The sequence below is a fragment of the Halomonas sp. 5021 genome (assembly GCF_036663435.1).
GTDB lineage: Bacteria > Pseudomonadota > Gammaproteobacteria > Pseudomonadales > Halomonadaceae > Vreelandella > Vreelandella janggokensis.
The window spans coordinates 143,407-155,754 of record NZ_JAXOVU010000006.1; the positions used below are offsets into that span (position 1 = coordinate 143,407).

The 12,348-nt window shown below is 60.1% G+C and carries 11 protein-coding genes; all 11 read left to right on the forward strand.

All coding sequences use genetic code 11. The features are described from left to right. Positions 1 to 55 precede the first annotated feature (55 nt). Positions 56 to 1,168 (forward strand): aspartate-semialdehyde dehydrogenase, encoded by a 1,113-nt coding sequence (gene asd / locus R3F64_RS11730; protein WP_085919314.1) that lies wholly within the window; start codon positions 56 to 58, stop codon positions 1,166 to 1,168. 201 nt (positions 1,169 to 1,369) lie between these two features. Further along, positions 1,370 to 3,292 (forward strand): type IV pilus assembly protein FimV, encoded by a 1,923-nt coding sequence (locus R3F64_RS11735; protein ID WP_332611609.1) that lies wholly within the window; start codon positions 1,370 to 1,372, stop codon positions 3,290 to 3,292. Beyond that, positions 3,289 to 4,212 carry a tRNA pseudouridine(38-40) synthase TruA gene (gene truA / locus R3F64_RS11740; protein ID WP_332611611.1) on the forward strand — a complete coding sequence of 308 codons (924 nt, stop codon included), beginning with the start codon at positions 3,289 to 3,291 and terminating at the stop codon, positions 4,210 to 4,212. The genes R3F64_RS11735 and truA overlap by 4 nt, the downstream gene beginning before the upstream one ends. 14 nt (positions 4,213 to 4,226) lie before the next feature. After that, positions 4,227 to 4,850, forward strand: a complete 624-nt coding sequence (locus tag R3F64_RS11745; RefSeq protein ID WP_199285439.1) for a phosphoribosylanthranilate isomerase — start codon at positions 4,227 to 4,229, stop codon at positions 4,848 to 4,850. A 157-nt stretch (positions 4,851 to 5,007) separates the two neighbouring features. Then, on the forward strand, positions 5,008 to 6,195 hold the full coding sequence (gene trpB / locus R3F64_RS11750; RefSeq protein WP_199285239.1) for a tryptophan synthase subunit beta: 1,188 nt from the start codon (positions 5,008 to 5,010) through the stop codon (positions 6,193 to 6,195). 71 nt (positions 6,196 to 6,266) lie between these two features. Then, positions 6,267 to 7,070, forward strand: a complete 804-nt coding sequence (trpA, locus tag R3F64_RS11755) for a tryptophan synthase subunit alpha (protein WP_199285240.1) — start codon at positions 6,267 to 6,269, stop codon at positions 7,068 to 7,070. A 99-nt stretch (positions 7,071 to 7,169) separates the two neighbouring features. Beyond that, positions 7,170 to 8,192, forward strand: a complete 1,023-nt coding sequence (accD, locus tag R3F64_RS11760; protein WP_332611615.1) for an acetyl-CoA carboxylase, carboxyltransferase subunit beta — start codon at positions 7,170 to 7,172, stop codon at positions 8,190 to 8,192. Next, positions 8,185 to 9,459, forward strand: coding sequence for a bifunctional tetrahydrofolate synthase/dihydrofolate synthase (gene folC / locus R3F64_RS11765; RefSeq protein ID WP_332611617.1), 1,275 nt, complete (start codon positions 8,185 to 8,187; stop codon positions 9,457 to 9,459). Before accD ends, folC begins: the two co-directional genes overlap by 8 nt. 21 nt (positions 9,460 to 9,480) lie before the next feature. After that, entirely contained in the window at positions 9,481 to 10,203 is a 723-nt protein-coding gene (locus tag R3F64_RS11770) for an SPOR domain-containing protein (protein WP_199285242.1), read from the forward strand. 2 nt (positions 10,204 to 10,205) lie between these two features. Further along, the gene (locus R3F64_RS11775) at positions 10,206 to 10,754 is read left to right on the forward strand and encodes a CvpA family protein (protein WP_085919320.1); all 549 of its coding nucleotides are present in this window, start codon (positions 10,206 to 10,208) and stop codon (positions 10,752 to 10,754) included. Between the two features lie 62 nt (positions 10,755 to 10,816). Then, positions 10,817 to 12,340 (forward strand): amidophosphoribosyltransferase, encoded by a 1,524-nt coding sequence (gene purF, locus R3F64_RS11780; protein ID WP_066315288.1) that lies wholly within the window; start codon positions 10,817 to 10,819, stop codon positions 12,338 to 12,340. Positions 12,341 to 12,348 lie beyond the last annotated feature (8 nt).

Below are 12,348 nucleotides of genomic sequence, written 5' to 3' on the forward strand. Positions count from 1 at the left end.
CACCATGAAGAATCGTGTATAATGCAATTACTCATTCTTTGCAGGAGGACTTCAGATGTTGAAAGTCGGTTTCGTGGGATGGCGCGGCATGGTCGGCTCGGTGCTGATGCAGCGCATGCAGGAAGATGGTGATTTCAACGGCATTGAGCCGGTGTTCTTCACCACTTCCCAGGTTGGCCAGCCCGGCCCCGACATCGGTGTGGACGTCCCTCCGCTGAAAGACGCCTTTGATATCGAGGCGCTCAAGGCGCTGGATGTGGTGGTAACCTGTCAGGGCGGCGACTACACCAAGCCGGTTTACAAGGACCTGCGCAGTGCAGGCTGGAAAGGCTACTGGATCGATGCGGCCAGCACGCTGCGCATGGAAGATGAAGCGACCATCGTGCTGGACCCGGTCAACCGTGGCGTGATCGACGCACAGCTGGCCAAGGGCGCCAAGACCTTCGTCGGCGGCAACTGCACCGTGAGCCTGATGCTGATGGGGCTGGGCGGTCTGTTTGAAGCCGATATGATCGAGTGGATGACGTCCATGACCTATCAGGCAGCGTCTGGCTCAGGTGCCAAGCACATGCGTGAGCTGCTCAACCAGATGGGTACGCTGCACGATAGCGTCGGCGAAGAACTGAAAGACACCTCCAGCGCGATTCTGGATATCGATCGCAAAGTGACGGCGGCCATGCGTAGCGGCAACTTCCCCACCGAGAACTTCGGTGCGCCCTTGGCCGGTAGCCTGTTGCCGTGGATCGACAGCAAACTGGATAACGGCCAAAGCCGCGAAGAGTGGAAGGGTAGCGTTGAGACCAACAAGATTCTGGGTCTCGACAACAACCCGATCCCCATCGATGGCCTTTGCGTACGCATCGGTGCCATGCGCTCGCACAGCCAGGCGTTCACCATCAAGCTGAAGCAGGACGTGCCGCTGGACGAGATCGAAGACCGCATTGCCAAGCACAACGAGTGGGTCAAGCTGATTCCCAACGAGAAAGACGCCACCAACGAAGGCTTAACGCCTGCGGCGGCGACAGGCACGCTGCAAGTGCCGGTTGGCCGTCTGCGCAAGCTGCAAATGGGCGGTGAGTATCTCTCGGCCTTCAGCGTTGGTGACCAACTACTGTGGGGCGCGGCTGAACCGCTCAAGCGCATGTTGATGATCCTGCGCGAGCAGTAAGTTTCCGCCGAGGCCAAAGCCGCCTCCCAAGCGGACAAAAACGGGGAGCGAATCAAACGCTTCCCGTTTTTTTATGCGCGCGGATTTTGTCCCAAAAAGACGGTACTATGGTAAAAATGCCACTGTGGTAAAAAAGTATGAAACTGCCGCACAATGAAGTGGCGAGTTATATAAAAAGTTAAATTGGTAACAGGGGCATCCATGAAACAGCTAGGCGCGTTGGCCGTAGGGCTTTGGCTAAGCATGGTGGGGTCAATTAGCTGGGCGCTTGAGTTGGGGCCTGCCCAGGTTCAGTCCCGGTTAGAGGCCCCGTTGCAGGCCATGCTGCCGCTTGTGGATGGCGACGCGTATTCGACGTCAGCGATTGAGGTCAGCGTCGCCGGTCAGGATGCCTTTGCCGACGCGGGGGTTGAATGGACACCGATGGCGGGGGGCGTCCAGGCCAGCATTCAGGAGCGCCAGGGGCAGCCCGTGGTGATGTTGACCAGTAACCAGCCCATTACGTCGCCTTGGCTGGACCTGCTGCTGACCGTGGCATCCCCCGATGGCCGGCAGTCCCAGGCCATTACGTTGCTGTTTGATCCTCCTGACTACAGCGCTGTCGATCAACCGGCGGCATCAGTAGCCCCTCAACCTGCCGCCGAGAACAATGCCCCCGCCGCGCCGCAAAACCCTGAGACCGCCCAGGGCGACGCGTACGTACGCAGCGGCGATACGCTATGGAGCGTTGCGGCGCGCACCAAGCCCGCACAGGCCAGCGTCCAGCAGATGATGCTGGCGCTGCTTGAAGCCAACCCCAGCGCCTTTCCCTCGGGTAATATCCACGAAATGCGTGCCGCTCAGCGGCTGACGTTACCCGATGAGTCGCGGGTGATGGCGCGTTCGGCGGATCAGGCCGCCGAAACCATCCGGGCAATGAACGCGGCCTGGCAGCGCCGCGACGAAAATGGCCCGGCGCCGGTGGCGATGCCCGAGGTCGATGCAGATAACGCCACGACCACTGACGCCGGTCCAGCCGCAAGCGAGCCTGCGCAAGAGGCTCAGGCAGCCTCGCAGCAAGCCCCCTCCGTCGAGGCGACTGCCCTCAGTGCGGCGCGAGTGCTAGCCAATGCGGCGACGAATGCGACATCACCGTCCGCCTCGTCATCACCGGCGCCTTCCGGTGAAGCTGAGCCCAGCCCGCGGTTCCAGCAGGCGCTTGAGGATATGCGCGAGGAAATCTCAGCGCTTCGCGACGAGGTGGATCGGCTGAATCAAACCCTGGCAGCGCAGCAAGCGGTGCCCACGCCGTCGTCGCCGGGAACCGAACGGCCGTCTTTCATGGAACGCGTCAGCGACTATCAGAGGTGGCTGCTGCTGCTCGCGCTGGTTCTGCTGGTGGTATTGTGGGTGGTGATGCGTCGCCGTCGCCAGCAGTGGGAAGCGCCGCCGACCATGTCGACGGCGGGCGCAAAGGCCCCCCAACAGCCTGCACCATCGACCGCTGGCAAGCCTCGCGTGTCTCCCTCGGTAGCACCGGCAGCATCTTATGACGATGCACCAGCGGTGACGCCAGAAGCGATGGATCCACCCGCGGCAAGCGAGGCGGCGAGCCAGGCGCCACCCAACCCTACCGACGGGGAATATACCAAGGACGAGACGCCCTTTGATCGCTCGACCATGGCCCGTACCCAGGCGGCCGGGCTGGTCGAGATGGGGGGCGAGCGGCGTTTGGCGTTAAAGGTCACCTCTGGCGGGCATAAGCCGTCGCTATGGCTGGCGCCGCCCGCCGATCCTGAGGCTGTGTCGGCCATGCTTTCGTCAATGGGGGCTAGCAAGGTGAACAACGAGCCGATGTCTGAACCCAGCCAGTCGACAACGGTCCCGGGCGATGAGGGGGCGTGGATTATCGATTATGAGCCGCCTACGCTTGCCTCGGAAAGCGCGGTCCGGGAAGAAACGCCCATGCAGCCCACCGTGGATTTTGAAGGCAAGCCAGCGGCGCCATCGACGGCGCCTGCGTCTGCCGCTACTCGGGAGCAAGAGCAAGAGCAGGAGTGGGAGATTGAAGAGGTGGCATTTGCGCCCACTCCTCGCGATAATAGCGCGCCTTCCTCCCCCGGCAATGTTGATAAGAGGCGATGACGCTGTTTTACCATTTTGATGAGACACAACTGTTAACCGGCCGCCTGGCGATGGGCATCGAATACGATGGCACGCGCTTTTGCGGTTTTCAGCGACTCAAGCACGCCGCCTCGGTGCAGGCATCGGTGGAAGACGCGCTGAGCAAAGTGGCCGGTGCGCCTGTGCAGATCCATGCCAGCGGGCGAACCGACTCAGGCGTGCATGCCACCCGGCAGATCATCCACCTGGATCCACCTGCCCAGCGCTCGGAAAAGGCCTGGGTGTTTGGTGCGAATACCTACCTGCCGCGTGATGTGTCGGTTCGCTGGGTCAAGCCGGTATCCGACGATTTTCACTCGCGGCTGGGTGCGCTGGGGCGCCGTTACCGTTACCTGTTGCTGAATCAGATAAGTCGCCCGGTACTGGAACGACACAACGTCACCTGGTGCCGCGATCCCCTGGATGCCGACGCCATGCACAGAGCCGCGCAGGCGCTGGTGGGGGAGCATGATTTCTCGAGTTTCCGCGCGGCGGGCTGCCAGTCGAAAACGCCGTGGCGACAAATGCACTTTATCGACGTCAAACGGTTTGGCCCGCTGGTCATGATCGATATCCAGGGCAATGCCTTCCTGCACCACATGATTCGCAACATTGCCGGTGCCCTGGCAAGCGTGGGTCGCGGCGCCCAGGACGAGGACTATATCGAACGGCTGCTGGCGCTCAAGAACCGCAAGATGGGCGATGTCACCGCGCCGGCCTGTGGGCTGCACTTTGTCGACTCGATCTATGACGAGCGGTTTGCGTTGCCCAAAGAGCCGCTGGGGCCAAACCTGCTGGCCTTTTCCGGCGAATGGACCGGCGAGCGCGAACTCCCCGAGACCCCTCGCGTGGCGGCACGGCGAAAGCTGACCTTTGCCAAGAAGCCCCAGGAGACACCGTGATTAATACTGAGTCCATGCAACGCACACGCATCAAGTTCTGCGGCTTTACCCGCCAGGCCGACATCGATACGGCGGTGGCGCTAGGCGTGGATGCCCTGGGCTTTGTGATGTGGCCGAAGAGTTCGCGCAGCGTCGATATTGAGCAGTTGGCAGGGCTGGCAGCGAAGGTCCCGGCGTTTGTCAGCCGTGTGGGGCTATTTGTCGACCCGTCTGCCGAGTGGGTCGAGGCATGTCTGCCGCACCTGGACCTGCTGCAATTTCATGGTGATGAAACGCCCGAATTCTGTGCCGGCTTTGACCGCCCCTGGATCAAGGCGCTGCGCATGCGCGACACGATCGATCTAGCCTTTGAAGCAGAGCGTTATGCCCGGTCACAAGCCTTGTTGCTTGACGCCTACCGACCTGGTACGCCCGGCGGCACCGGTGAGTCGTTTGATTGGTCGAGAATCCCCGCAACGCTGGCAAAACCTGTTATCCTCGCAGGGGGATTGACGCCGGAAAATGTCTCGCAGGCCGTCCACCAGGTGAGGCCTTACGCGGTGGATGTTTCCGGCGGCATCGAAGCCTCGCGCGGCTGTAAAGATGCTTCCAGGATGGCGTCTTTTGTCCGTCAAGTGGCGTTGGCTGACGCCCGTTAAGTTCCTGGGTCCGCCCGGCTTTTCCCGGGCTGCGTTTTAAAGTGAATTCATTTATTGTTTGCCTGTTCTGGCGATCTTGTGAGGTATCCCTGTGACAGTCTCAGCAACTGGTGCTTCTGAAAGCGTTTCAAAGACACGTTTCAGTGAGTTGACTCAAATGCCGGATGCCCGTGGCCATTTTGGCCCCTACGGCGGCCGGTTCGTGTCGGAAACCCTGAGCTTTGCCCTGGAGGAGTTGGAGCAGACCTACTTGAGTCTGCGTGACGACCCCGACTTTCAGGCTGAGTTTGACCGTGATCTTGCCCACTTCGTGGGGCGGCCATCGCCGTTGTATCACGCTGAACGATGGTCACAGGCCCTCGGTGGGGCGCAAATCTGGCTCAAGCGCGAAGACCTTAATCACACCGGCGCTCACAAGGTGAATAACACCATTGGTCAGGCGCTGCTCGCCAAAAAGACCGGCAAACCCCGTGTCATTGCCGAAACCGGTGCGGGCCAGCACGGCGTGGCAACCGCCACGGTGGCGGCGCGTCTGGGGCTTGAGTGCGATGTTTACATGGGGGCTGCAGATGTCGAGCGCCAGAAACTGAACGTCTATCGCATGCGTTTGCTGGGGGCTCGGGTGATTCCGGTCGAGTCGGGTACCCGTACCCTGAAAGACGCCATGAACGAAGCGCTGCGCGACTGGGTCACCAACGTCGATAACACGTTTTATATTATCGGTACCGTGGCAGGGCCGCACCCGTATCCCCAACTGGTGCGTGATTTCAACGCCGTGGTGGGGCGTGAGGCACGCCGCCAGTCACTTGAGCAGATTGGCCGCCTGCCTGATGCGCTGGTTGCCTGCGTGGGCGGTGGCTCCAACGCCATTGGCCTGTTCTATCCCTTCGTGGAAGACGACGATGTGGCCATGTATGGCGTTGAAGCCGGTGGTGACGGGGTGGAAACGGGGCGTCACGCGGCGCCGCTGTCTTCCAACGCACCGCGCGGTGTGCTGCACGGTAACCGTACCTACCTGATGTCGGATGAGGCAGGGCAGGTGTCGGATACCCACTCGATCTCTGCCGGACTGGATTATCCGGGCGTTGGCCCCGAACATGCCCTCTGGAAAGACGTTGGTCGGGTAAATTACGTGGCCGCCAACGACAATGACGTGCTTGAGGCGTTTCGCGAACTCACACACATGGAAGGCATCATGCCTGCCCTCGAAACGGCCCACGCGCTGGCTTACGCCAAGGTGCTGGCGCCCACCATGCGCCCTGATCAGCATATCGTGATTAACCTGTCGGGCCGTGGTGACAAAGACATTATGACAGTGGCCAAGATTGACGGAATCGACATTTAGGGCCAGCAGCTTCCAGGGTCACAAGTTCTAAGGTCACAAGTATCTAAGGGCATAAGTTTCTAAGGGCAAGCATGAACCGTATTGATCAGCGTTTCAGTGAACTAAAACAGCAGGGCCGCAAGGCCCTGATTCCCTTCATTACCGCCGGAGACCCCGCACCCCGGTACACCGTTGGCTTTATGCATGCCCTGGTGGAAGCCGGTGCGGATATCATCGAGTTGGGCGTACCCTTCTCAGATCCCATGGCAGACGGCCCGGTCATCCAGAAGGCCTGCGAGCGCGCGCTCAAGCAGGGCACCCGGCTGGTCGACCTGCTCGACATGGTCGCCGAGTTCCGCGAGACCGATACCACTACGCCTGTGGTGTTGATGGGCTATCTCAACCCCATTGAGCGCATCGGTTACGACACCTTTGCCGATAAGGCAGCCGAGGTCGGGGTAGATGGTGTATTGACCGTGGATATGCCCCCGGAAGAAGCGGACGTGTTTGGCCCGCTTCTGAAAGCGCGCGACCTGGCGGCGATTTTTCTCGTTGCACCTACCACTTCCCACGCCCGGGCCGCTACAATATGCGCCCACGGCGAAGGGTACCTGTACTATGTGTCACTCAAGGGGGTGACCGGTGCCGCAACACTCAATGCCGACGACGTGGCAGAGCACCTGACGCCGTTACGCGGCATGACCGACCTGCCGCTGTGTGTGGGTTTCGGTATTCGTGACGGTGCAACCGCCGCGGAAGTCGCCAAGGTGGCTGACGGTGTGATTGTGGGGAGCGCCTTGGTCAACCGCATCGCCGAGAGTGTCGATGCGCCGGATACCATTGCCGCCCAGTTAAAGCAGGTGCTTGGCGAGATGCGTTCGGCCATGGATGCCTGATAAGTTATTTCATCGTCTACACTAACTGAACATTAGTTTGACCCCATTCATCAAGCTTGGTCCTGCCAAGCGTTGACGTACAACGGAAGTCTTTTTGATATGAGCTGGTTAGATAAGATTGTGCCCTCCATGGGGCGTATCCAGCGTAAGGACCGTCGCGCTAGCGTTCCCGATGGTCTCTGGCGTAAATGCCCCAAGTGCGAAGCCGTTCTCTATCTTCCTGAGTTAGAGAAGCATCAAAGTGTTTGCCCGAAGTGCAACCACCACCTGCGGTTAACGGCGCGCAAGCGGCTGGATTGGTTCCTGGACAAGACGGGACGCGAAGAGATTGCGGCCGAGATTGAGCCGGTCGACCGCCTCAAGTTCCGCGATTCCAAGAAGTACAAGGACCGCTTGACCGCAGCGCAAAAAGAAACCGCCGAAAAAGACGCGCTGGTTGCCATGCGTGGTGAGTTGAATGGCTTGCCCGTGGTGGCCGTGGCGTTCGAGTTTACCTTTATGGGCGGCTCCATGGGCGCGGTGGTTGGCGAGAAGTTCGTGCGCGCCGCTACGCTGGCACTTGAATCTCGCGTACCGTTGATTTGCTTTGCGGCTTCCGGCGGGGCGCGCATGCAGGAAGCGCTATTCTCGCTGATGCAGATGGCGAAAACCTCGGCAGCGCTTGAAAAGCTCAAGCAGGAAGGCATTCCGTATATCTCGGTACTGACCGATCCGGTCTTTGGGGGCGTCTCTGCATCCCTGGCGATGCTTGGTGATCTGAATATTGCCGAACCCAATGCGCTGATCGGTTTTGCCGGTCCGCGCGTCATTGAGCAAACCGTGCGCGAAACCCTCCCGGAAGGCTTCCAGCGCAGCGAGTTCCTGCTTGAGCACGGCACGGTAGACATGATCGTGCATCGCCACGATATGCGCGAGCGCGTTGGTGGCGTCCTTCGCAAGCTGACCCACCAGCCGCTGGCCGGTAGTGATCCTGAGCCCGAAGAAGAACCCATGGTGTTTGAGCCGGTGGTCGACGAGCCTCAGGTGGCCGAACAGGCGGAAGACCCCGAGTGGATCGAGGCGATTAACGGTAATAGCCAATCGGACACTGCCAAGCGCGACGATTCCTTACGCAATGCCTAAAACGCTGGCGCAGTGGCTTGACCATCTGGAAACCCTCCACCCGGTGGGGATCGAACTGGGGCTGGATCGGGTCAGTCAGGTGGCTGACCGAATGGGCCTGTTGCAACGCCCCATTGCCAAGCGGGTCATCAGCGTTGCGGGCACTAACGGCAAGGGCTCGACCCTGGCAATCATCGATAGCGTGGCGCGCGCTCATGGTCTGCGAGTGGGGACCTATACGTCTCCCCACCTGCTGCGCTACAACGAGCGCGTTCAGCTTGATGGCGGCATGGCGAGCGACGAACATCTGGTTGCGGGCTTTGAAGCCGTCGAGCAGGCAAGGCTAGTCGCACCGGCGGTTAGTCTGACCTACTTCGAAGCCGGGACGCTATGTGCTCTCTGGTGCCTGTGCCAGCAGCCGCTTGATCTGGCCGTACTTGAAGTAGGGCTTGGTGGGCGCCTGGATGCCGTCAATATTGTCGATGCCGATGTGGCGATCGTCACGACCATTGCCCAGGACCACGCCGGATTTCTAGGCACCGATATTGCCCAGATAGGGCGCGAGAAAGCCGGTATCTTCCGTTCGCAACGACCTGCCGTCTTAGGCAGTCGTGATCTCCCAGAGAGTGTGGCGGACATCGCCGACGACCTGTCAGCCCCCGTTTATCAACTCGGACGTCACTTCGAGCATACAACTGACCCAGCGTCGGCCTGCTGGCGCTGGCAAGGCCACACTGCCGCAGGCGATGTGCTGACGCTGGAAGCCTTGCCCGACCCAGGCCTGCCCATGGATAACGCCGCGACGGCACTGCAAGCGTTGGTGCTGTCTGGCACTGTGCTGAAGGCATATCCTACCCAGACGGCCCTGACCCATCTGGTGGTGCCCGGGCGAATGCAGTGGCGCGGTCAATGGTGCCTTGATGTGGGACATAATCCCCACGCAGCGGATTATCTGGCGCGCCACCTGCCCCCTGTTGCGCCAGGCGCAACACAATGGGGTCTCATCGGGATGTTAAGTGATAAAGATGCCGATGGCGTGATCGCCGCGCTATCATCACGTATCGATGACTGGGTGTGCGTGAGCCTTGACGGTGAGCGTGGCCGTGAAGCCACGGAACTCGCCGAGCGGATTGCAGCCCGGGGCGGACGCGTGCATCATTGCGCGGCATCCCCGATGGCGGGAGTGGAATGGCTGGCGACGCGGCTTAGCCCGGCTGATCGCGTGCTGGCGACTGGCTCTTTTTTCACGGTGGCGGCGCTATCGGCGCAGCCATTGCCACAGGCGTAGCATCGCTTGATGGAGAGGGATATGAAATACGGTAAAACGGAACGGATCAGCGGTATCGTCATCCTGCTTGCGCTGTTGGCCATCATCGTGCCGTGGCTGATGAGTGACCCAGCGCCGCGTGAAGAGCGTCCCCAACCGAATTTTGTCATCGAGCAACCGGTGGAAGTCGAGCGCCGTGATGTGGCCCCCCCACAGCGTCCCGAGTCGATTGGGGACCCCGCCGAGCAGGTAGACCCGGATGTGGCCGCTCAGGCAACGGACGAGCCGCTTGACGTGGATCCCGCCAGCCCGAATACGGATCAACTGACCAGCAATGATGATAGTGCCGAAGATAGTGCCGGAGATAGTGCCGGAGATGAAACGCAGGCAGCCAGTGGCGCTGACGAGTCACCAACGAGTGAGCAGAGCGATCCGATAGCCGACCTGATTGCGTCAAATAGCCAGTCAGTGAGTGACACGTCTGAAGAGCGGCCCGCCGACGACCAGTCAGGGTCGGCTCCGCAGTCCGATCCAGCCGGCGAATGGGCGGTACAGGTTGGCAGCTTCGGCAATCCTGATAATGCGCGACGCTTGAGTGAACAGCTGAGCGGCGAAGGTTTTGCTGTCTACCAGCGCGACCGCGACAATGACATGACAACCGTCTATGTCGGCCCCTTTACTACGTCGGAAGAGGGTGAAGCGGCAATGAGCGATGTCAAACAGCGAGCCAATGTGCAAGGCCTGCTGGTTCGAGTGCGGGATTAACCATGGCACTTACCTGGATAGACGCCGCCTTTTTAGCAGTGCTGGCGCTGTCGATGCTGGCGGGGTTCGTGCGCGGTTTTGTCCGCGAAGCGCTGGGGCTGGCGGCCTGGGTCATTGCCCTGATGGTCGCCAGGGTGCTGGCCGAGCCAGTCGCTGAATTGATGAGTGGTTTCATCGACAGCTTTGACGCGCGCTTGGTGCTGGCCTTTGCGTTAGTGATTTTTGCGGTCATCCTGCTGTGTGGCATTGTTATCCGGTTGGTGCATGCCGCGGTCGAGTGGGTCGGCATGGGGTTGCTTAACCGCTTTGCCGGGGCGGCGTTTGGTATCGCGCGGGGCGGGGTCATTCTGCTGGTAGTGACCGTGCTGATTATGCTGACGCCACTTTCAGAGCTTCAGGCGTGGCAGCAGGCATCGTTACGCCCCACGTTTATTGAATTGCGCAACTACGCGATTAACCGACTGGATCAATGGGGCGGCGAACTTCCCGAAGCGCCGTCCACGCTCAACGACATCACGCTGCCGGATTTACGCAAGGGGCGTGAACTTTGATAGTTTTATCTGACATGTACCGGCTTACGTAGGTTAAGCCAGCATCAAGCGAGGTAACGGGAATGTGCGGTATCGTCGGCCTTCTGGCCAAGCAAGCGGTAAATCAGGGTATTTACGATGCCCTGACCGTTCTTCAGCATCGCGGCCAGGACGCTGCCGGGATGATGACTTGGAGCGAGGGACGCTTTTTACTGCGCAAGAGCAACGGCCTGGTGCGCGATGTGTTTCATACGCGGCACATGGCGCGTTTGAAAGGCAACCTGGGTATCGGACACGTCCGTTATCCGACCGCCGGTTCCTCCAGCGAAGCCGAATCGCAGCCTTTTTATGTCAATTCCCCTTATGGTATCGCCCTTGCCCATAACGGCAACCTGACCAATTCCGAACAGCTCAAGCAGGAACTGTTTTCGACGGACCTTCGCCATATCAATACCAGCTCGGATTCCGAGGTGCTGCTCAATGTATTTGCCCATGAGCTGGGCAAGCAGGGCCTGCATCTGGAAGCCGAGGATATCTTTGATGCCGTGCGTCGGGTGCATCGTCGTTGCCAGGGGGGCTATGCAGCCGTCGCGATTATCAACGGGTTTGGCATGGTGGCGTTTCGTGACCCTCACGGCATTCGGCCGGTGGTGTTTGGTACACGCCAGGCAGAAAACGGCCAGGATGTCATGATCGCCTCCGAGTCGGTTGCCCTGGATGTGGGTGGCTTCGAGCTGGAGCGGGATCTGTCGCCGGGTGAAGCGGTCTTTGTCGATATGCAGGGCAACGTGCATACCCAGGTGTGTGCCGACCGTCCCCAGCTGCGCTCGTGTATTTTCGAACACGTTTACCTGGCACGGCCCGATTCGATTCTCGACGGCGCCTATGTCTATGGTACTCGCATGCAGATGGGGCGTAAGCTCGGTGACCGTGTGCTTAATGAATGGCCCGATCATGATATCGACGTGGTGATTCCGATTCCCGATACGTCGCGTACCTCGGCGCTGGAAATGGCGCAGCACCTTGGCGTTACCTACCGCGAAGGGTTCATGAAGAACCGCTATATCGGTCGAACCTTCATCATGCCGGGGCAGACCCAGCGCAAGAAATCAGTCCGCCAGAAGCTGAATGCCATCGACATCGAGTTTAAGGATAAGAATGTGCTGCTGGTGGATGACTCGATTGTGCGCGGCACCACCTGCAAGCAGATCATCCAGATGGCCCGCGACGCCGGAGCGCGGAAAGTCTACTTTGCCTCTGCGGCACCGCCGGTGCGTTATCCCAACGTTTACGGCATCGACATGCCTGCGGCTTCTGAGTTGATAGCCCATGGGCGTACGGAAGAAGAAGTCGGCGAGTTGATAGGTGCCGACCGGATTTTCTATCAGGATATCGAGGACCTGAAAGATGCCTGCCGTGAGGTGAATCCCGAACTGGAAGCCTTTGACTGTTCGGTATTCGACGGCAACTACGTCACGGGGGATATTGACGATGCCTACCTGGCGGTGCTGGAGGCCAGCCGAAACGACCTGGCCAAGGACCAGAGCGCCGGTGACCATGCCCTGGTCGACATGCATAATCAGGATGACGACGACCTGGACGATTAAATGGTGTG

Bases quoted from the DNA above. Each gene is read 5' to 3' on its own strand.
- asd (WP_085919314.1), top strand. From the start codon at position 56: ATGTTGAAAGTCGGTTTCGTGGGATGGCGCGGCATGGTCGGCTCGGTG.
- R3F64_RS11735 (WP_332611609.1), top strand. From the start codon at position 1,370: ATGAAACAGCTAGGCGCGTTGGCCGTAGGGCTTTGGCTAAGCATGGTG.
- truA (WP_332611611.1), top strand. From the start codon at position 3,289: ATGACGCTGTTTTACCATTTTGATGAGACACAACTGTTAACCGGCCGC.
- R3F64_RS11745 (WP_199285439.1), top strand. From the start codon at position 4,227: ATGCAACGCACACGCATCAAGTTCTGCGGCTTTACCCGCCAGGCCGAC.
- trpB (WP_199285239.1), top strand. From the start codon at position 5,008: ATGCCGGATGCCCGTGGCCATTTTGGCCCCTACGGCGGCCGGTTCGTG.
- trpA (WP_199285240.1), top strand. From the start codon at position 6,267: ATGAACCGTATTGATCAGCGTTTCAGTGAACTAAAACAGCAGGGCCGC.
- accD (WP_332611615.1), top strand. From the start codon at position 7,170: ATGAGCTGGTTAGATAAGATTGTGCCCTCCATGGGGCGTATCCAGCGT.
- folC (WP_332611617.1), top strand. From the start codon at position 8,185: ATGCCTAAAACGCTGGCGCAGTGGCTTGACCATCTGGAAACCCTCCAC.
- R3F64_RS11770 (WP_199285242.1), top strand. From the start codon at position 9,481: ATGAAATACGGTAAAACGGAACGGATCAGCGGTATCGTCATCCTGCTT.
- R3F64_RS11775 (WP_085919320.1), top strand. From the start codon at position 10,206: ATGGCACTTACCTGGATAGACGCCGCCTTTTTAGCAGTGCTGGCGCTG.
- purF (WP_066315288.1), top strand. From the start codon at position 10,817: ATGTGCGGTATCGTCGGCCTTCTGGCCAAGCAAGCGGTAAATCAGGGT.